This window comes from Corynebacterium hylobatis (assembly GCF_003955685.1).
GTDB classification, from domain to species: domain Bacteria; phylum Actinomycetota; class Actinomycetes; order Mycobacteriales; family Mycobacteriaceae; genus Corynebacterium; species Corynebacterium hylobatis.
The window spans coordinates 99,453-118,932 of the sequence record NZ_RXHJ01000004.1 but is presented as its reverse complement, the minus strand read 5'-3'; the positions used below and the strand labels follow the sequence as shown (position 1 = coordinate 118,932).

Here is a 19,480-nt window from a genome sequence, read left to right as displayed (position 1 = left end):
GTCAGCTCAGCTTGACGTTGACTTCACCGGTGGCCGGGTTGACGGTGGCGTGGCCGCCCTCGAAGTCGACGCGGACGAGATCACCTTCGTTGTACTGCTCGTTGAGCGGCATACCCAGGGGGCCGAGGTCGAAGCCCTGGCCGGCCCACACGTCGGCAATCGAGCCCCACAGGGCGCGGGCCTCCCCGGAGTTGACCTTGTCGATGATGATGCCTTCGTCGAAGAGTGCGTAGGTGGCGTTCTCGGTGTTCACGCCGCCACGCGGTTCACCGAGAACGGCACCGTAGTTGGCGACCACCCGGTTGGCGGTCTCGCTGATCTTCGAGTCCTCCGCCAGACTTGAGGCGATGTCCAGGACCGGCTTGAGATCCGCGAGGGAGACCCCGTCGAGGATCTGCACGTCGCCAACCTGTGTGGCGGTGCCCGGCAGGCTGCCCTCGGCGGCGAGGAAAGCCACCGCGAGTCCGGCCAGGGAGCCGATGATGGTCAGCAGGGCGGTCTGGTCACCGTCGATGGCACTGCTCAGCAGGGCCGGGACCTCGGTGAGTTCCGTGGCCTGGTCCGGCAGGCTGGAGCCGATCGGTTCGATGGTGCCGTCGTCGCCCGGATCCGGGGTGGTGGTCGGGGGAGTGGCGGTGCCGCCTGGGTCGGCAGTGCCGGAGGTCACGGCCTGGTATTTCGCCGAGGCGATGTTGCGGATGTTGTCCATCTGCGCGTAGCCGAAGGTGCCCGGGCAGGCGTTGTTGTGGGCGTCGCGGTGGGCGAAGATGGCCGGCAGGTTCATGGTGACTCCGCCCGTGTACTTCGAACCGGAGAAGGCGTAGGGGGTGTAGCGGTCGGAGCCCTTCGGGTCGAAGCCGGCGATTGCGGCCTTCCAGCCGATCATGTCGCCGACGGCCTGTACCATCTCCGGGGTGGTCGGGGCGATGTCGTAGTTGCCCATCATGGAGATGCCGAAGGTGTTGTGGTTGAAGCCACCGATGTGGGCACCCTGGACGTTCTTGTCCAGCCCGCCGAAGCGACCCTCGTAGATGGTGCCGTACTTGTCCACGAGCGCGTTGTAGCCCACATCGCACCAGCCCAGGGTGCGGGCGTGGTAGTCGTAGATGCCGCGGACAATGCCGGCGGACTGCGCCTTGGTGTAGTTGTTGGAGCCTGCGGTGTGGTGGACGCCGGCGGCCTGGACCTCGTTGTCGTAGGTGGCGTTGCGGCAGCGGGCGTTCTCGTTGGCGCCCCAGCCGGAACGGGTGACCACCTCCGGCATGCCGTAGGCGACGGAGTCGGTGGCCAGGGCGATGCCGCCCTCTTCCGCGCGGCCGTCGATGAAGACGACGCCGAGCTCATCGGCGGCCGCGACGTCGGCGACCGGCTGGATGTCGCCGTAGTTGGTCGGCAGCGGGGCGATACCCGCCGGGGCCGGCTCCTCGATCACCGGTGCCTCAGCGACCGGCTCCTCGATCACCGGTGCCTCGGCCACCGGGGCGTCGGCGATGTTGATGTCGACCTCGGGGACGGCCGGGGCGGCCTCCTCGGTGCCGTCACCGAGGATGTCCACGCCGGTGATGGATACCTGGACGCGGTTGGTGGGCTCGACGTAGATCAGCTCGGTGCCGTTCTCACCGCCGGGGCCGGTCTGGCCGATGGGCTCGGCGTCCCACCAGGGACCCCAGGAGCCGTCGGCCTGCTCGGCGCGGATGAAGGCGGCGAGATCGCGGTGACCGTTCCAGGTCACGGCGAACATGGAGAACTCCTCGTCGCGTTCGAACTCCTTGACGGTGCGGGGACCGCCGACGCCGGACTGGGCAGCGATGGCGGCATCGTCGACAACCACGTTGTCGCCGTCCGCGAAGGAGGCCTCGGCGGAGGCGACCTCGATGGGGTTGCCGCCGGCCTCCTGGGTGCGGAGAATCTGGTTTCCGCCGAAGGCGGCAGAGGCGACAAGAGCGACGGTGAGGATGACGGCCACTGTCGGATTGACGCTGGTGAGCCGTGACGTGGCGATTCGGCGTCTTTGCTGCACGGGGGAACTCCCTGGGAATATCGGAAATAGGTGTTGCCCAAGTTGGACAGAGTGAACTCTAGTACATATTCGTGACTCGTGATACTGATGTGACGAAGGGGGTCTCCTGGTGTAATCGGATGTGCCCGCTGCCCTCGGCGGACGGTGTTGCACCGGGTGGGGGGAGCGGGTGTCGATTAGCCTGATCCACATGACTTACGACCTGATTGTTGTCGGCTCCGGCCTCTTCGGACTCACGGTGGCGGAACGCGCCGCCAGTCAGCTGGGCAAGAAGGTGCTCATCGTTGAGCGCCGTGCCCACCTCGGCGGCAACGCCTACTCCGAGGCGGAACCGGAGACGGGCATCGAGATCCACAAATACGGTGCCCACCTCTTCCACACCTCCAACGAGCGGGTCTGGGACTACGTCAACCAGTTCACCGGTTTCACCGGCTACCAGCACCGCGTCTTCGCCATGCACGACGGCACGGCCTACCAGTTCCCCATGGGTCTGGGCATGATCAACCAGTTCTTCGGCCGCTACTACTCACCGGATGAGGCCCGCGCGCTCATCGCGGAGCAGGCCAGCGAGATCGACTCCGCCGACGCCGCCAACCTGGAGGAGAAGGCCATCTCGCTGATCGGCCGCCCCCTCTACGAGGCCTTCATCCGCGACTACACCGCCAAGCAGTGGCAGACCGACCCGAAGAACCTGCCGGCCTCCAACATCACCCGCCTGCCGGTGCGTTACACCTTCAACAACCGCTACTTCAACGACACCTTCGAAGGTCTGCCCGTCGACGGCTACGCCGCCTGGCTCGAGCGCATGGCTGAGCATGAGCTCATCGAGGTCCGTCTGGACACCGACTGGTTCGAGGTGCGCGGTCAGCTGCGTGCCGAGTCCCCGGACGCCCCGGTCATCTACACCGGTCCGCTCGACCGCTACTTCGACTACTCCGCCGGCGAGCTGGGCTGGCGCACCCTCGACTTCGAGACCGAGGTGCTGGAGACCGGCGACTTCCAGGGAACCTCCGTCATGAACTACAACGATGCGGATGTCCCCTACACCCGCATCCACGAGTTCCGTCACTTTCACCCCGAGCGGGAGAACGTCTACCCGAAGGACAGGACGGTCATCATGAAGGAGTACTCGCGCTTCGCGGAAGAGGGGGACGAGCCCTACTACCCGATCAACACCCCCGGCGACCGTGAGATGCTCAAGTCCTACCGTGACCTCGCCGCCGCCGAGGCCCGGGACAACAAGGTCCTCTTCGGTGGGCGCCTGGGCACCTACCAGTACCTGGACATGCACATGGCGATCGCTTCAGCGCTGACGCTCTTCGACAACAAACTCGTGCCGTACTTCACGGAGGGCGCCCCCCTCGAACAGGGGCGCGGACAGTAGTTCGTGGACGATTACCGGACATTTAGGGTCGAATTGGTTGTGGGAAAACATAGACTGGGCGTAACGTTAACGCCAGGTTAACTGCGGGGGAACGATGCGTTCCCCCCTTTCGTCCGCACAGAAAGGTGCCGTCATGACCGGTGACCGGTTCGCCATCGTCCGTGAGGACATGCACCGCCGTTATGGCCAGTACTTCGATCCCGATACCATCGATGACCTGGTCGACCGCACCATCGAGGAGGTCTCCGCGCGGGCGCGGATCAAGACCTACCTGCCGGTGCTCGTCGAGCGCGAGGTCTCCGAGATTCTGGAGCACATCGCGGCCGCCGATGACCCGGACGTGGAGTCCCGCCGTGAGGTCCTCTACGTCTGCCAGCGCAACGCCGGCCGTTCCCAGCTCGCCGCCTGCATCACCCGGCACCTCGTGGGTGACCGGCTCTTCGTCCGGTCCATCGGCCTGGAGCCGGAGGAGGGCGTCGATCCGAACGTGCTCGCCGTGCTGGAGGAGCGGGGCATCTCCACGGAGTACATCTACAAGGCGACGATCATCCCGCGCACCGTCCACCGCGCCGATGTCGTGGTGCTCATGGGTGTCCACGAGATCCCGGCAGTCCCGGGCCACCGTTATGTCTACTGGAACATCGACGACCCGGCGGGCCGTCCCATCGAGCGGGTGCGGAAGATCGCCGATGAGGTGGAGGAGCATGTCCGTGAACTGCTCCACGAGATGGATCTCCTGGCCGACCGTCTGCCCTCGAGTGAGTCTGTGGCGGGCTGAGGTTTTTGCCTCTGCCTGATTCCGCGCTCTGGCACCGGCTGATCGAGGACCGTCACCCCCTGCTTGTCGACGCCGCCGTCGCCCTCTCCGCCGTCACCCGCCCGCTCGCGGTGACGGCGTTGTCGTTGGTGGTGGCGGCCCTGCTGGCGTGGCGCTGGCGGCCGGTGCTGGTCCTGCCGCTGTCGGTCATCGCCGCCGGGCTGGTCGGTCATGCACTCAAGCCGGTGATCGGCCGGGAGCGTCCGCCGGAGGAGTTCCGGCTGGTCGTGGAGACAAACCACGCGATGCCCTCGGGGCATGCCACGGGGATGGCGGCCCTGGCGATGGTGCTCACCCTGTGGTGGTGGCCGCGCGGCGGGTGGTGGCGTCTCCCGGTGGCGGGGGTGTGGGTGCTGGCCGTGACGGTGTCCTGGACCCGTCTCTACCTGGGCGTCCACTGGTTCAGCGATGTCCTCGCCGGACTCATCCTGGGTGGGGCGGTGGCGTTTCTGGTTGCGGAGGCCACCAAAAGGTTAACTTTAAGTTAACACCCCTGACCTGGGGTGATGTCGGATCATTTTGAATAAACCTAGGACTTTGGTTGCGAACTCCCTGGTCGCTCGCCTAAGATGAACACTAGGTAAACATTAAGTCGCACAAGTAAACACTTGGCGGCAGCCAGAAAGAGAGACCTGCAAAATGACTGTAAACGCATTCCGCTCCGTCCGCCACGACCTCTACACCCGTTTCGGGCACCGTGCCGACAGCACCATCATCGACACCATCCTCGATGAGGTGATCACCGAACACACCGCCGCAGCGCGTGTCACGGATTTCCTGTCGATCTTCATCTACCGCGAGGCAGCGGAGAAGATCCAGGACCACCTGTGGACCCACGGGAATACAGGCACCCCGCGCCAGCGGGTCCTCTTCGTCAGCCGCACCAACGCCGCCCGCGCCGTCCTGGCTGCCGCACTGGCCCGCCGCATCAGCGACAACGCCGTCGTGGCCACCGTCGCGAGGACCCACCCCGAGAACCGTCGTGACGCCCTCATCGAGTGGGTCATGGATGAGCGTGGCCTGCGCGCCGAGCCGGTCAGCTACGCCGCTGACACCGGCCGCACCGTCGCCGCCGCCGACATCGTCGTCTACCTCGACGACAAGGAGCCGCACGACCTGCCGGGCCGCAGCTTCGTCCAGTGGGACGTGCCGGCCACCGACGGCATGAACGTCGAGCAGATCCGCCGCTTCGCCCAGGACATGGAGGGTCGCGTCGCCGGCCTGCTCACCGACCTGGACATCCCCTTCGTGCCGCAGTCGGCTCAGCGCCTCGCCGCTTAAGCTGCCTTAAAAACCCCGGGAGCCGCCACCGCCGGAGAATCCGCCCGCAGAATAACCGGTGGTGGCCGACGACGAGGAGGCGCTCGCCGCCTGCTGGTCACTGCTGTGCCACGTGTGCACCACGGCGAAGGGCACATAGTTGCCGTAGCCGTAGGCCGGGCGCCAACCCGATTCCCACACCCTCGGTGCTCGGCGGCCCTCGTCCGAGGTCTCCTCCGTGCCCGATTCCTCGTAGAGACGCTGCTGCGCCGCCGCCACGAGCACCCGGTGGTCGCCGACCAGGTCGGCGAACTCATCCATGAAACCGGGGGCCTCGAGGCGGGAACGCAGGTCGAGCACGCGGGCGTCGAGAAGCGAGAGACGTTCGCGCAGCCCCGCATCCTCGATGCCGGCGCCGGCCTCGAGAATGTCCTCGTGCAACTCCGTGAGCTCCCGACGGCGCAGCTCCGCATCCCCGTGCTCCATGCCCGCCAGCAGCTCGATGTTCTCCTCCGCCGTCCGCATCCGCGTGACCTGTTCGTGCGCTGTGGCGATCGGTTCCTGCAGCTCCCGGAACTCCGCGTCCGAGGATTCGTGACGCAACCCCTCCAGCCGGTCGAAGGTCTCGTTCAGCCCGAGGAAGCCACTCTTGACCTCCTCCCACTGCCGCCGCAGGGCGTCATTGGCCAGCGGCGAGGTCAACGAATGCGCGCGCACGTCGATGGCCTGCAGCTCCTGGGCCACGCGCCCGTAATCGCGCTGCACCTCATCGAACTGCTCCCGCGCCTTCTTCACCTGGGAACGGCGGGTGGCCACCACGGCCGCCGTGCCACCGCCCACGGCGAGCACCCCGATGCCGCCGCCGATGGCCCATCCCGCCCAGGCCGGAAACTCCGAGCTCTCCCGCACCGCGGTGGGATCGCCCGCGGCCGCCGCGCCCTCGAGCATGCCCGCGGCCCAGTTCCCGTTGCGCAGGGGAGTCTCCATCCGGTCAAGGATGCCGTCCAGGCGGCCTTCCCCGTAGATCCCGATCGCCGCGCACACATCATCGCCGCAGTACACGCCCATCTTCTGCGGATCGAGACCCACCGCCACGATCAGCGCCCCCGGCGCCCACTTATCGCGCTCCGCGCTGATGAGGTCGGAACGTTCATCCTCACCGAACTCCCGCACCGTGTCATTGAGATTGTCGTCATTCTCGGCGAAGAGGATGTAGGCCACATCGGTGACTTCCCCGGGCAGCTCCAGGCCCGGGGTGCGTTCCAGCAGCAGCTGCTCATCGGTCGCACTGAGCTCACCTGCCAGGTCAATGACCTCCACCTCCCGCGCGGCCACCGCCGCCGAGGCGGGGGAGAGGATGCCGGGGAGGAACGCACCCACCGCGGCGAGGAAGCCGAGCAGGAGGCAGGCGGACAGGCTTCGGGTTCGGGTCAGTCTCTGAATGGAGGCCGTCATGTTAACCAGGATAGAGTCCCGTCCCGGTGGGTGCACCGCGAAATCTGCGCCAGGCACACTACCCTTGTTCCGGAGATGACCCGAAAGGTGGAACCACCCGAAGTGAAGAACAACGGAGACGACAACGTGCGCGAGATGCTGCAGCGCATCCTGCTGCCCCGGAAGGGCGAGCCGCATGATGTACGCATGCTCTACCTCGTCGAGGCCGAGCAGAACAAGGAGCGCCTGACCTGGGCAGACCGGCTCACGGTCACCGTTCCCGCCGGCGCGGAGGTGTCCTTCCAGACCTACTTCAACGCCTTCCCCGCCAGCTACTGGCGCCGCTGGTCCCAGCTGGAGCACGTGCTGCTGCGCATGAACGTGGCCGGCACCGCCAGCGTCGAGGTGTACCGCTCCAAGATCGACGGCACCCGTGTGGCCGTCGACGGGGCCCTGATCACCGACGATGTGGCTGAATTCACGATTCCCCTGTCCCACTTCGAGGATGGCGGCTGGCTGTGGTTCGACATCACCGCCGAGACAGGGACCACCATCACCGAAGCCGGCTGGTACGCGGACCGCGAACCAGCCGCCCAGGTCCTGCCTGACGGCAGTGAGGTCGGCCCCTTCGAGAAGCGCGCCACCGTGGGCATCCCCACGTTCAACCGCCCCCACGACGCCGTCGCGGCACTGCAGGCACTCGCCGAGGACCCGCTCGTCGACGCCGCCATCGACGCCGTCATCATGCCCGACCAGGGCACGGCGCACCCCGCCGACGAGCCCGGCTATGACGAGGCCGTCGCCCACTTCGGGAACCGTTTCCACGAGTTCCGCCAGGGCAACCTCGGCGGTTCCGGCGGCTACTCCCGCATCATGTACGAGGCCGTCGGTGATGGCCCGGCCGGTGCCGCGCAGTCCCCGTTCATCCTCTACATGGACGACGACATCGCCATTGAACCGGAGTCGATCCTGCGCGCCATCCAGGTCGGCCGCTACGCCAGGAGCCCGATCATCATCGGCGGCCAGATGCTCAACCTGCAGGAACGCTCCCAGCTGCGCACCATGGGCGAGGTCGTCCAACACCACGACTTCATGTGGGGCCCGGCCACCCACTCCACCTACGACCACGACTTCGCCCGCTACCCGCTGGGCTTCCGCGGCGAGGACGAGGACGAGAAGGACCCGGACGCCAAGAACTCCCGGGACCTGCACCGCCGCATCGACGTGGACTACAACGGCTGGTGGATGTGCATGTTCCCCCGTGTTGTCGCCCAGACGATCGGCCAGCCGCTGCCGCTGTTCATCAAATGGGACGACACCGAGTACTCCTTGCGCGCCGGCAAGGCCGGTTTCCCCACCGTGACCTGGCCGGGTGTGGCCATCTGGCACATGGCGTGGACCGACAAGGACGACGCCATCGACTGGCAGGCATACTTCCACCTGCGCAACCGCCTCATCGTCGCGGCCCTCAACCACGACGGCCCCGTCGACGGCATCATCACCTCCCTGCGAAAATCCACCTTCAAGCACCTGATGTGCATGGAGTACTCGACCCTGGCCATCCAGATCGAGTCCATGAAGGACTTCCTCGCCGGCCCCGACCAGCTCTTCGACATCCTCGAGTCCTCCCTGCCGCGCATCGCCGCGATCCGTAAGCAGTACCCCGATGCCGTGGTCATCCCCTCGGCCGCGGAACTGCCCGCCGCCTCCGGTGCGCCGGGTGTGCCCATCAAGGACATCGGCGGCCGCCTGGGCAAGATCAAGAAGGCCGGCTGGCTGCTCAAGGGCCTCAAACACTCCCTGGGCAAGGAGGATCCGCACCACCACGAGGTGCCGCAGCTGAACCTCTCGCCCGCCGAGGCCCGCTGGTTCTCGCTCTCGCGTCTCGACGGCGTGACCGTCACCACCGCCGGCAACAACGGCGTGGCCTACCGCAAGCGCGACCGCGAACTCGCCGAGCGCCTGCTCAAGGAGACCTGGGCCCTGCAGAAGGAGATCGCGGAGCGTTTCGAGGAGCTGCGCACCACCTACCGCGCCGCCCAGCCCGAGCTGGTCAGCCGGGAGTCGTGGGGGAGGATCTTCGGATGAGCCGGGAAGTCGATCTGCTGGTCCGCGCCCAGGACCTGCTCTGTGACCGGCCGGGCGCCCTGCGCGTGGCCACCACGCTCTCGCATTTCGGGGAGCACTCCCTCGGCTGGTTCGCGTTGGCCGGGGCTGGGGCGGTCGTCGACAAGCAACGCCGCCGCCAGTGGGTGGCGCTGGGTGTGTCGGCCTTCACCTCTCACGCGGCCTCCGTGGTGATCAAGCGGGTCGTGCGCCGCAACCGCCCGCATGACCCGCGCATCCGGGTCGGGGTGGGCACGCCGTCGAAGCTGTCCTTCCCCTCCTCGCACTCCACATCCACCGCCGCGGCACTGACTTCCCTGTCACAGTTGAGCGGCTCCCGACTGCCGCTCGCGGGCATTCCGGTGATGATGGTCTCGCGTATGGTGCTGGGAGTGCACTACCCGACCGACACACTGGCAGGCGCGGTCCTGGGTGCCGCCACCGCCAGGATCGTCACCACGATTGAGAGGAAGACCGCGTGAGCGAGGAAAACCTGGCCGAGGACAAACCGGGCATCTTCTACTCTGAGCCGCACACCGAGGGCATCGACAACACCCGTCGCCGTCAGCCGCCGAAGAACCTGCCCGATGCGATGGTCAAGGCGCTGCGCCCCAAGCAGTGGGTCAAGAACGTCCTCGTCGTCGCCGCTCCCGCCGCAGCCGGCGCCGAGGCGCTGACCGACGGCCGCACGCTCCTCGACGTCCTCCTCGCCTTCGTCGTCTTCTGCCTCGCCGCCTCGTCGATCTACCTGGTCAACGACGCCCGCGACGTCGACGCCGACCGCGAGCACCCCACCAAGCGCTTCCGCCCGATCGCCTCAGGCATGCTGCCGATCAACCTGGCCTACGCCATGGCGGTCATCCTCATCATCGCCTCCGTCGGGCTGTCCTTCCTGGCCTCCTCCGGCTGGGGACTGGCCGCCGTGGTCAGCGTCTACATCATCCTGCAGCTGGGCTACTGCTTCGGCTGGAAGCACCTGCCGGTGATCGACATCGCCCTGGTCTCCTCCGGCTTCATGCTGCGTGCGATGGCCGGCGGTGTCGCCGCCGGCATCTCCCTGTCCCAGTGGTTCCTGCTGGTCGCCGCCTTCGGTTCGTTGTTCATGGCCTCCGGCAAGCGCTACGCCGAGCTGCTGCTGGCCGAGCGCACCGGCAAGCAGATCCGCCGTTCCCTGCAGGGCTACACCCCGACCTACCTGCGTTTCGTCTGGACCCTGGCGGCCACCGCCGTGGTCATGAGCTACGCCCTGTGGGGCTTCCAGCTCTCCACCGAGGTCGGGGGCATGGCCGGCGTCTGGTACCAGATCTCCATGGTGCCGTTCACCATCGCGATCCTGCGCTACGCCGCCGACGTTGACCGCGGTGCCGGTGGTGCCCCCGATGAGATGGCACTGTCCGACCGGGTCCTCCAGGCGCTGGCTCTGTTGTGGATCCTCTGCATCGTGCTGGCCGTCTACCTGGTGCCGGCACTCTAGCCGCGTCGCGCCCGCCCGTGGTTCATGGGGCGGGCCTGCGCCCCTGCTAATATTTCGGCCATGACCACAGCTGCCGGGTTGTCCGGTCACCCTGCACCACAGAAATCCCCGGAACGGAAGACCCCGGCGTCGCTGACGCTGTGGACGGGTGTGGCCAGCGCGATCCTGCTGGCCGTCCTGGCCTTCGCCGGGGGATGGCAGCGGCGGTGGATGAGCGATGACGGCCTGATCGTCCTGCGCACCGTGCGTAACCTGCTGGCCGGCAACGGCCCGGTCTTCAACGCCGGGGAGCGCGTCGAAGCCAACACCTCCACCCTGTGGCAGTACCTCATCTATCTGGTGGCCCTGGTCACCGATGCCCGCCTCGAGATCATCGCGATGTGGCTGGCCCTGATCTTCACCACCGTGGCACTCGGCCTGGCGGCCTGGGGCACCGCCCGGCTCTACCGCCACCGGCCCACGCTCCTGCTCCTGCCCGCCGGTGGGCTGGTCTATCTGGCGCTGCCGCCGGCCCGCGATTTCGCCACCTCCGGCCTGGAGTGGGGCCTGAGCCTGTTGTGGATCGCCGGGCTCTGGTGCCTGCTCATCTCATGGGCGACCCGGGAGGGGAAGGCGGGCCGGCACCACGCCGGCGGACCCTCCGAGAAGACCACCTACTGGCTGGCGTTCTGGGCGGGTCTGTCCTGGCTCGTGCGTCCCGAGCTCGCGCTCTACGGCGGGCTGACCGGCCTGCTCATCATCTTCGCGGCCGCCAGCTGGCGGCAGCGCGGACTCATCCTGGCGGCCGCACTGCCCGTGCCCGCCGGCTACCAGATCTTCCGGATGGGCTACTACGGGCTGCTCACCCCGCACACGGCGGTGGCGAAATCCGCGGGCGACGCCGAATGGGCGGGCGGCTGGGAGTACCTCCGGGATCTGGTCGATCCGTACTGGCTGTGGCTGGCCCTCGCGGTGGTCATCGTTCTCGGTGCGGTGACCCTGTGGCGCTTCTCGACACCCCATGGCGAGCCCGTCGTGGTCACCGGCCGTGGGCGGCTGCGCACCCCTGTGGCGGTGACCTGCCTGATCCTGCTGGCCGGCACCATCCACCTCCTCTATGTGCTGCGCGTGGGCGGTGACTTCATGCATGGCCGGATGCTCCTGCTGCCCCTGTTCGCCCTGCTGCTGCCGCTGGCGGTGGTGCCCCTGGTGGATCTGCAGCGGATCGCCCCGCGTTTCGATCTGCCGGCGGCTCTCGGCCTGGCGGTGCTGGCCTGGTGGGGGATGAGCACGGTCATCACCGGTCATCCCGTCGACTGGGAGACCGACTACGAGGAACTGGGTATCGTGGACGAACGTGATTTCTGGACGTACGCCACCTTCCGGGAACAGGGGGATCCGCCGCTGGTGGCCGATGATTTCCGCACTGCCCTGGCCATGAACAACTACCCGGAGGTGGCAGAGCAGGCCAGGGCGCAGGACGTGGGCCTGATGTCGCAGATCCTGTTGAGCACGGAGCCCAACGAGTTCTCCTGGATCACCACCCCGCGGATCCCGCGCGAGCTGGCGCATGAGGACCCGACCGGCCTGGCTGACCAGCCGCCGACCGTGTACCACATCAATCTGGGTATGACCAGTATGAATGCGCCGCTGGAATTGCGTGTGCTGGACACCGTCGGGCTGACCACCCCGCTCGCCGCACGTCAGCCGCGGGACGAGGAGGCGCGCGTGGGCCACGACAAGTGGCTGCCCTTCGAGTGGCAGGCCTCGGACACCGCCGTCGCCCTGGACAACCTGCCCGGTTGGTATGACCGGGAGGCCACCGCCCTGGCCCGCCAGGCCCTGCAGACCCCGGCGTTGGCGGAACTGGTGGCCACCTACCGTGAGCCGATGAGCCTGGACCGGTTCCTGGCCAACATCCGTTTCGCCTTCACAGACGGTCGTACGCTGGAGTTCAGCCTCGATCCAGAGGAGGTCATTGAGGAGCACGGCCCGATTCAGCCCGGAATTCAGGTGGCCTGGCCAGTAGAAATTTCCCCGGAAAACCCCAGGTGAGGGAGCATAAAGTCACAGAGTGGTAACGAAATAATGAGCTTTTCGTTACGTATTGCTCTAGAGTGTCACGCAGTAGGGACGCTATGATGCAGCGCGGCGTGGTTGTTAACGAACTTGCAGGCGCAGCCGATAGATCCCACAGCGTCAAGACTGCACAACGCCAAGCCGAGGAGAACCATGACCTTTCTGACCGGAGCCCGTCGCGTGAGCCGAAGAGCCCTCGCGGTGCTGACCGCCTTCGCCACCGCCCTCACCCTCATGGTGTTCGTCGGTGCCGGGGAAGCCAGGGCCGACAACCGTGCAGGGCTGCGCAACGGCTGCCAGTGGGACGGTGTCGGCTACTGGGTCCAGCGTTGTGACGTGTGGTCCCACTCCACCGGCGCCAACATCACCGTCCAGATCCAGCCGGCCGCCCGCGGCGGCAACGCAGGCTTCTACCTCCTGGACGGACTGCGTGCCACCAACCACGCCAACGCCTGGACCGTCGACGTCAACGCCGCGGCCGTGTACAACAACTCCAACATCACCCTGGTGATGCCGGTGGGTGGCGCAGGTTCCTTCTACGCCGACTGGGAGGAGCCCGCCACCTACGACCTGAACAACCCGGTCACCTACCAGTGGGAGACCTTCCTCTCTTCTGAGCTGCCGGCCTACCTGCAGCAGAACTTCGGTGTCGCACCGGACAACAACTCCATCGCCGGCCTGTCCATGGGTGGCACCGCCGCCCTCAACCTGGCCGCGAAGTACCCGGGACAGTTCCGTCAGGCACTGTCCTGGTCCGGCTACCTGGCCACCACCATGCCGGGCATGCAGACCATGATGCGCGTGGCGCTTCTCGACGCCGGCGGCTTCAACATCAACGCCATGTACGGCTCGACGATCAACCCGCGCCGTTTCGAGAACGACCCCTTCCACAACATGGAGGGCCTGCGCGGCAAGGACGTCTACATCTCCGCAGCCACCGGCCTGTGGGGCCCGGAGGACGACAACTACCCGGTGAACCTCAAGCTCTCCGCGACCCCGCTGGAGATGCTGGCCCGGGTGTCCACCCGGCTGTGGGAGGGCAAGGCACTGGCCACCGGGATCAACGTCACCACCGACTACCCGTTGACCGGCATCCACAACTGGAACCAGTTCGGTAGCCAGCTGCACAAGACCAAGGACCGTGTCCTGGACGTCATGAACGCCTGGTAACCACGCCGACGCGTGCCCCGGAGGGCGGGAACCATCCTCCGGGGTTCTTTATTTCCGGGGGTAGAGCACGGCGTGCCCTACCCTAAAGTCTCAAGTTCAACTTAAACTTGAACAGACCCCGGCGGAGACCCACATCACCGCCCCGGTGAGACAACTGAAGAATCTTCCGCCGACGGAGACGTCGGGCGCGGAAGGTGGGCGCTGAGAAGCCCACCCTCCGGGGGCGGGGAACCCCCGGGCGGTGGCGGCCCACCTGGCATTCCGGGTCCCCGTCGGCACCACACATCCACGAGCACCACACACAAGGACTTCACTCATGCGCGACACCGCATCCCGTTCCCCGCAGCGCCGCCGACCCTGGCTCGCCGCCCTCGTCCTCCCGACGACGGTTGCCCTCGGTCTGTCCCTGGCGCCCGCGGCCATTGCCCAGGAATCCTCCGGAAGCAGTCTCTCCGACTCGATCCGCCCCTCCGACCCGCCGCAGCGTACCCCGGTCTCCACGGAGTACCCGGACGTCCAGGGACTGCCCGCCGGCGTCGACGTCGAGCGTGTCGAGTGGATCACCGACCGCCGCATCGCCCTCTACATCAAATCCGCCGCCATGCCCGGCGAGCTGATCCAGGTCCAGATGCTGCTCGCCCGTGACTGGCACGCCGACAGCAGCCGCACCTTCCCGGAGGTCTGGGCACTTGACGGTCTGCGTGCGCGTGAGGACGACAGCGGCTGGACGATCGAGACCAACATCGAGCAGTTCTACGCCGACAAGAACGTCAACGTCATCCTCCCCATCGGCGGCGAATCCTCCTTCTACTCCGACTGGCAGCGTCCGGACAACGGCAAGCACTACAAGTGGGAGACCTTCCTCATGCAGGAGCTGGTCCCGATCCTGGACAACGGTTTCCGCTCCAGCAAGGACCGCGCCATCTTCGGCCTGTCCATGGGCGGTACCGCCGCGATGAACCTCGCCCAGCGTCACCCGCACATGTTCGAGTTCGTCGGCTCCTTCTCCGGCTACCTGGACACCACCTCCCCGGGCATGCCCGAGGCCATCCTGGCGGCCCAGCGCGACGCCGGCGGTTACGACGGCACCGCCATGTGGGGCAGCCCCGGCCACCAGGACTGGGTCGATCACGATCCGAAACTGGGCATCGAGGCCCTCAAGGACATGAAGGTCTACGTCTCCTCCGGTTCCGGCAGCGATGACTTCGGACAGGCGAATTCCGTGGCCACCGGCCCGGCGAATGCCGCAGGCATCAGCCTGGAGATCCTCTCCCGCATGACCTCCCAGACCTTCGTCGACCGCGCCCGCGCGGCCGGCGTGGAGCCGATCGTCCACTTCCGCCCCTCCGGCGTCCATGCCTGGCCCTACTGGCAGTTCGAGATGGTCCAGTCCTGGCCGCACATCGCCAACGCCCTGTCACTGTCCGAGAGGGACAAGGGCGCCGACTGCGTCGCCATCGGCGCCATCGCCGAGGCCACCAAATCCGGCGTCATCGGTTCCTGCGTGAACAACGAGTACGCCGTCGGGGACGGTGCCCGCCAGGACTTCCGCAACGGTGTGGCCTACTGGTCCCCCGAGACCGGCGCGCACGCCCTGCACGGCGCCATCAACGCCCGCTACCACCACATCGGCGGCCCGGCCAGCTGGCTGGGCTTCCCGACCACCGGCGAGCGCACCACCCCGGACGGGGTCGGCCGCTACGTCCACTTCGAGAACGGCTCCATCTACTGGACCCCGGACACCGGCGCGCAGGAGGTGCCGGGCCGGATCATGGCTGAGTGGGGCGCCACCGGCTGGGAGCGCGGCGACCTGGGTTACCCTGCCGCCCCGCCGGTCGACACCAACGGCGGCCAGGTCCAGCAGTTCCAGAACGGCTGGATCATCCAGAGCCCCGACGGTGAGACCCACTGGGTCAAGGGCGCCATCGCCGCCAAGTACGGCGAGCTCAACACCGTCAGCTCCACCCTGGGTTTCCCGACCTCCAACGAGAAGCTCATCCGCGGCGGTGCCTTCCAGGAGTTCGAGAACGGTAACATCTACTGGTCCGCCGCCACCGGCGCCCACTACATCCTCTACGGCCCGATCTTCGATCACTGGGGCACCAAGGACTGGGAGCAGGGTGAATTCGGTTGGCCGACCGCCGACCAGTCCGGCCAGACCGTCCGTTTCCAGAACGGCACCATCAGTGAAGTCGGTGGACAGATCCGGGAGGGACGGAACTGATCATGAGTACTCCGGCCAGGACCGGGCTGATCATCGCTGCGCTGACCGGCACGCTCACCCTCACCGCCTGCGGCGGGGCCACCGTGGAGAATGATCCCACGACGGCCACCTCCGTGGCGCCGCTCGAGCGCGCCCCGAAGAACGACGTGTCCGAGGAGTCCCCGGAGACCGGGGAGCCCGGGCGCCGGCCTCCGACCGGCCGACCTGCCGAACCGCAGCCTCAGGATCAGGGTGCCCAGGAGATCGATGAGGTCCCCGAGCAGCAGACACCGCGTTCGCCGGAGGACGTCACCTTCCTCGGTGACCTCACCGACGAGGGTATCGACGTCGAGGGGGTCGAGGACCAGCTCATCGGCACCGCCTCGACCGTCTGCGGGGGTGGTGGGAACGTCCTCACTGAGGCCACCCCGCCGGCCGTGGCAGGCCAGCTTGTTGAGCAGGGTCGTACCGACCTGCCCGTCGGAGAAGTCACGGCGCTGATCGAGTCCACGGCGAAAAACGCCTACTGCTAGAGATATAAGATCTGAAGACATGCGTAAGCTGCTGACCATCCTGGCCGTGTTGATCCTCGTACTCCTCATCGGTGTCGGCACGTTCCGTTTCCTGCGCTCCGGCGATGACATTCCGTTGCCGCCGGGGGTGCCGCAACCGACGGAACTGCTCCAGCCGGACTGGTGTCCGGACGTCGAGGTGATCGCCGCACCGGGTACCTGGGAATCGGCGGCCGGTGACGACCCGTTCCACCCGACCGCGAACGAGTACAGCTTCATGCTGTCGATCACCCGCCCCCTGCAGGAGCGATTCAGCCCGGATGACGTGAAGGTGTGGACTCTGCCGTACACCGCGCAGTTCCGCTCCATCAACTCCCAGCAGGAGATGACCTACGACGAGTCCCGGCAGGAGGGGCAGCAGGTCCTCGAGACCGAACTGGTGACGATGCACGATCAGTGCCCCTACACGGATTTCATTCTCGCCGGATTCTCGCAGGGGGCGGTCATCCTGGGCGACCTGGCCAGCCAGATCGGGCAGGGCGGCGGCGTGATCCCGGCCGAGCGCATCAGGGGTGCCGTCCTGATCGCGGACGGACGCCGGGAACCTGGTGTGGGCCAGAACCCCGGCACCTGGGTTGACGGAGTCGGTGCAGAGGTTGCTCTCCAGCCACTCAACCTGCTTGTTCAGCCGGTCGTGCCCGGTGCGACCATGCGCGGTCCCCGCGTCGGCGGATTCGGGGAGCTCCAGGACCGCACCTTTGACATCTGCGCCCCCGACGACAGCATCTGCGATGCGCCCCGCAACGTGGGCAACGCCATTGAGCGGGCCCAGGCGTTGGTCGCCGCCAACGGTGTACACGCTCTCTACGCCAGCAATCCCGATGTCATCCCCGGGACCACCGCCAATGCGTGGGTTGTGGAATGGGCCAGTGAACTGATCGCCCAGTGACCGGGGGTACCGGAGGGTACTCTCGTTATGTAACGAAAACGTCTCGACAGGGGACTAACAGGACGTATGCCTGCTCTGTTAGGTTGACACGAAAGACTTATAAACCATCCCGCCCGCGGGAGCACCATAAGGAGAAGCATGGACCTTCAAGCGGCGATGAGCCAGTTCTTCAACGACAAGGGCGAGATCGTCCTTGCTCCGCAGCTGACCCTGGCCGGCCTGGCCGAGCTGATGTACCAGGGTGATCTGCAGCTCGGCGGGGGAGAACGTCACTGTCTGCGCTTCTGGGACTTCTCCGAATCCCGTGAAGGTACCCCGGTCGACTTCACCCGCACCGAGATCAACACCCGCATCAAGGCTGTGGCAGCCCGTCTGCAGCAGGTGGGCAAGATCGGTGACCGCGTGGCCATCCTGGCGAACAACTCGCCGGAGTACCTCTTCGGCTTCATCGGTGCGCTCTATGCGGGCATGACCCCGGTCCCGCTCTACGACCCCTCCGAGCCTGGCCATGCGGACCACCTCAGGGCCGTCTTCGCGGATTGTGAGCCCGCCTTCGTGCTCACCAACTCCACCTCCGCGACAGCCGTGCGCGAGCATTTCGCCGAGCTGCCCTCCCGTGAGCGCCCCCGCATCCTCGCGGTGGACTCCCTGCCGGACACCCTGGCATCCTCCTACATGAACCCGATGATGACCCTGCAGGGTCAGCAGCTCATGGCCTCGGCGGCCACCATGCCGGTCGACCAGCCCGCCTTCCTGCAGTACACCTCCGGTTCCACCCGCACCCCGGCCGGCGTGCAGCTGACCAACCGCTCCATCCTCACCAACGTGCTGCAGATCTTCACCGCCGCCCGCCTGCGCATGCCGCTGCGTCTGGTGACCTGGCTGCCGCTGCACCACGACATGGGCATCATCCTCTCCCTCTTCGTCACCATCCTGGGTCTGCCCAACGAGATCATGGCCCCGCGTGACTTCATCCAGCAGCCGAAGCGCTGGGTCGACCAGCTCAACCGCCGCGAGACCGATGAAGGGGTGTCCATCTACACCGTCATCCCGAACTTCGCCCTCGAGCTGGCCGCCCGTTACGGGAAGCCGAAGGACGGCGAGACCCTCGACCTGTCCGCCCTCGACGGCATCATCATCGGCTCCGAGCCGATCACCGAGAAGGCCCTCAACGCCTTCATCGAGGCCTTCGGTGAGTACCAGCTGTCCACCAACGTGCTGCGCCCCTCCTACGGACTGGCCGAGGCCTCCCTGCTGGTGACCACCCCGCAGACCCCGGAGCGTCCGCTGATCTCCTACTTCGACCGCGACAAGCTCTCCGAGGGTGTCGTCGAGTTCGTGGAGAAGGACTCCGAGCTGGCCGTGGCCTTCGCCTCCAACGGCCAGGTTGTCCGCCCGCAGGCCCTGACCATCGTCGACCCGGAGACGAAGGCCGAGCTGGCTGACGGTCAGATCGGTGAGCTGTGGGTCAAGGGCGACAACCTCGCCGCCGGTTACCTCGGCCGCGAGGAGGAGACCGCGGAGACCTTCCGCAACACCCTCGGCGAGCGTCTGCCGGAGTCCCGTGTCGCGGACGCCACCGACGAGGGCTGGCTCGCCACCGGTGACCTGGGCGCCATTGTCAACGGTGAAACCTACATCACCGGCCGCCTCAAGGACCTCATCGTCATCGCGGGCCGCAACCACTACCCGCAGGACATCGAGTTCACCGTGATGAACGCCTCCGACCACGTCCGCCCGGACTCCGTCGCCGCGTTCTCCGTCACCGACGAGGATGCCGCCGAATCCACCGAGCAGCTGGTGCTGGTCATCGAGCGCGATGACAAAGCCGATGCCTCGGGCGACGTGACCGCCATCGAGACCATCCGGGCAGCGGTCACCACCGCCCACGGTGTCACCCCGGCCGACATCCGGTTCGTCGGCCCGAATGAGATCCAGCGTTCCTCGGCAGGCAAGATCGCCCGCCGGGTGATCCAGAAGAGCTACCTGTCCGAGGCCTGATCTCCGCCGGGGACGAACAGGAATAAGTAACGAAGGGGTCCGCACAGTCGATAACGTCCCGTACGAAAAAAACTGTGCTGGACCGAAGATGG

The 19,480-nt window shown here is 66.8% G+C and carries 15 protein-coding genes; 13 read left to right on the top strand and 2 right to left on the bottom strand.

The window, feature by feature from the left end:
- Position 1: 1 nt before the first annotated feature.
- Positions 2-2,020: an N-acetylmuramoyl-L-alanine amidase gene (locus EAH68_RS03760; RefSeq protein WP_241228276.1), complete on the bottom strand. Its 2,019-nt coding sequence runs from the start codon at positions 2,018-2,020 to the stop codon at positions 2-4.
- 190 nt (positions 2,021-2,210) lie between these two features.
- On the opposite strand from EAH68_RS03760, the gene glf reads away from it, so the two are divergent.
- The 4 genes from glf to EAH68_RS03740 all read left to right on the top strand — a co-directional run bounded on the left by glf (position 2,211) and on the right by EAH68_RS03740 (position 5,502).
- On the top strand, positions 2,211-3,404 hold the full coding sequence (gene glf, locus EAH68_RS03755) for a UDP-galactopyranose mutase (protein ID WP_126119990.1): 1,194 nt from the start codon (positions 2,211-2,213) through the stop codon (positions 3,402-3,404).
- 133 nt (positions 3,405-3,537) lie between these two features.
- Positions 3,538-4,182, top strand: a complete 645-nt coding sequence (locus tag EAH68_RS03750) for an arsenate-mycothiol transferase ArsC (protein WP_126119989.1) — start codon at positions 3,538-3,540, stop codon at positions 4,180-4,182.
- A 5-nt stretch (positions 4,183-4,187) separates the two neighbouring features.
- Entirely contained in the window at positions 4,188-4,709 is a 522-nt protein-coding gene (locus tag EAH68_RS03745; protein WP_164546387.1) for a phosphatase PAP2 family protein, read from the top strand.
- A 151-nt stretch (positions 4,710-4,860) separates the two neighbouring features.
- Entirely contained in the window at positions 4,861-5,502 is a 642-nt protein-coding gene (locus EAH68_RS03740; RefSeq protein ID WP_126119987.1) for a three-helix bundle dimerization domain-containing protein, read from the top strand.
- A gap of 6 nt (positions 5,503-5,508) precedes the next feature.
- Here the strand turns inward: EAH68_RS03740 and EAH68_RS03735 are convergent, their stop codons facing one another.
- On the bottom strand, positions 5,509-6,936 hold the full coding sequence (locus tag EAH68_RS03735; RefSeq protein ID WP_164546386.1) for a DUF5129 domain-containing protein: 1,428 nt from the start codon (positions 6,934-6,936) through the stop codon (positions 5,509-5,511).
- A 75-nt stretch (positions 6,937-7,011) separates the two neighbouring features.
- Here EAH68_RS03735 and EAH68_RS03730 point away from each other — a divergent pair, with 75 nt between their 5' ends.
- From EAH68_RS03730 to EAH68_RS03690, 9 genes are all read left to right on the top strand, one after another.
- On the top strand, positions 7,012-9,003 hold the full coding sequence (locus tag EAH68_RS03730) for a glycosyltransferase (RefSeq protein ID WP_126119985.1): 1,992 nt from the start codon (positions 7,012-7,014) through the stop codon (positions 9,001-9,003).
- Positions 9,000-9,503, top strand: a complete 504-nt coding sequence (locus EAH68_RS03725; protein ID WP_126119984.1) for a phosphatase PAP2 family protein — start codon at positions 9,000-9,002, stop codon at positions 9,501-9,503. The genes EAH68_RS03730 and EAH68_RS03725 overlap by 4 nt, the downstream gene beginning before the upstream one ends.
- The gene (locus EAH68_RS03720; protein WP_126119983.1) at positions 9,500-10,495 is read left to right on the top strand and encodes a decaprenyl-phosphate phosphoribosyltransferase; all 996 of its coding nucleotides are present in this window, start codon (positions 9,500-9,502) and stop codon (positions 10,493-10,495) included. Before EAH68_RS03725 ends, EAH68_RS03720 begins: the two co-directional genes overlap by 4 nt.
- A gap of 60 nt (positions 10,496-10,555) precedes the next feature.
- Positions 10,556-12,529 (top strand): arabinofuranosyltransferase AftB family protein, encoded by a 1,974-nt coding sequence (locus EAH68_RS03715; protein ID WP_206436346.1) that lies wholly within the window; start codon positions 10,556-10,558, stop codon positions 12,527-12,529.
- 177 nt (positions 12,530-12,706) lie between these two features.
- A complete protein-coding gene (locus tag EAH68_RS03710) occupies positions 12,707-13,723 on the top strand; it encodes an alpha/beta hydrolase (protein WP_126119982.1) in 1,017 nt (338 codons plus the stop codon).
- A gap of 316 nt (positions 13,724-14,039) precedes the next feature.
- On the top strand, positions 14,040-15,947 hold the full coding sequence (locus tag EAH68_RS03705; protein ID WP_126119981.1) for an alpha/beta hydrolase-fold protein: 1,908 nt from the start codon (positions 14,040-14,042) through the stop codon (positions 15,945-15,947).
- Between the two features lie 2 nt (positions 15,948-15,949).
- Positions 15,950-16,459 carry a DUF732 domain-containing protein gene (locus tag EAH68_RS03700; RefSeq protein WP_126119980.1) on the top strand — a complete coding sequence of 170 codons (510 nt, stop codon included), beginning with the start codon at positions 15,950-15,952 and terminating at the stop codon, positions 16,457-16,459.
- A 19-nt stretch (positions 16,460-16,478) separates the two neighbouring features.
- Positions 16,479-17,387, top strand: a complete 909-nt coding sequence (locus tag EAH68_RS03695) for a cutinase family protein (RefSeq protein WP_126119979.1) — start codon at positions 16,479-16,481, stop codon at positions 17,385-17,387.
- Positions 17,388-17,525: 138 nt separating this feature from the next.
- Positions 17,526-19,388 (top strand): FadD32-like long-chain-fatty-acid--AMP ligase, encoded by a 1,863-nt coding sequence (locus EAH68_RS03690; protein WP_126119978.1) that lies wholly within the window; start codon positions 17,526-17,528, stop codon positions 19,386-19,388.
- Positions 19,389-19,480 lie beyond the last annotated feature (92 nt).

What these genes read in the sequence shown, in the direction of transcription:
- glf (WP_126119990.1), top strand. Translation starts at nt 2,211, where the DNA reads ATGACTTACGACCTGATTGTTGTCGGCTCCGGCCTCTTCGGACTCACG.
- EAH68_RS03750 (WP_126119989.1), top strand. Translation starts at nt 3,538, where the DNA reads ATGACCGGTGACCGGTTCGCCATCGTCCGTGAGGACATGCACCGCCGT.
- EAH68_RS03740 (WP_126119987.1), top strand. Translation starts at nt 4,861, where the DNA reads ATGACTGTAAACGCATTCCGCTCCGTCCGCCACGACCTCTACACCCGT.
- EAH68_RS03735 (WP_164546386.1), bottom strand. Translation starts at nt 6,936, where the DNA reads ATGACGGCCTCCATTCAGAGACTGACCCGAACCCGAAGCCTGTCCGCC.
- EAH68_RS03730 (WP_126119985.1), top strand. Translation starts at nt 7,012, where the DNA reads ATGACCCGAAAGGTGGAACCACCCGAAGTGAAGAACAACGGAGACGAC.
- EAH68_RS03725 (WP_126119984.1), top strand. Translation starts at nt 9,000, where the DNA reads ATGAGCCGGGAAGTCGATCTGCTGGTCCGCGCCCAGGACCTGCTCTGT.
- EAH68_RS03715 (WP_206436346.1), top strand. Translation starts at nt 10,556, where the DNA reads ATGACCACAGCTGCCGGGTTGTCCGGTCACCCTGCACCACAGAAATCC.
- EAH68_RS03710 (WP_126119982.1), top strand. Translation starts at nt 12,707, where the DNA reads ATGACCTTTCTGACCGGAGCCCGTCGCGTGAGCCGAAGAGCCCTCGCG.
- EAH68_RS03705 (WP_126119981.1), top strand. Translation starts at nt 14,040, where the DNA reads ATGCGCGACACCGCATCCCGTTCCCCGCAGCGCCGCCGACCCTGGCTC.
- EAH68_RS03700 (WP_126119980.1), top strand. Translation starts at nt 15,950, where the DNA reads ATGAGTACTCCGGCCAGGACCGGGCTGATCATCGCTGCGCTGACCGGC.
- EAH68_RS03695 (WP_126119979.1), top strand. Translation starts at nt 16,479, where the DNA reads ATGCGTAAGCTGCTGACCATCCTGGCCGTGTTGATCCTCGTACTCCTC.
- EAH68_RS03690 (WP_126119978.1), top strand. Translation starts at nt 17,526, where the DNA reads ATGGACCTTCAAGCGGCGATGAGCCAGTTCTTCAACGACAAGGGCGAG.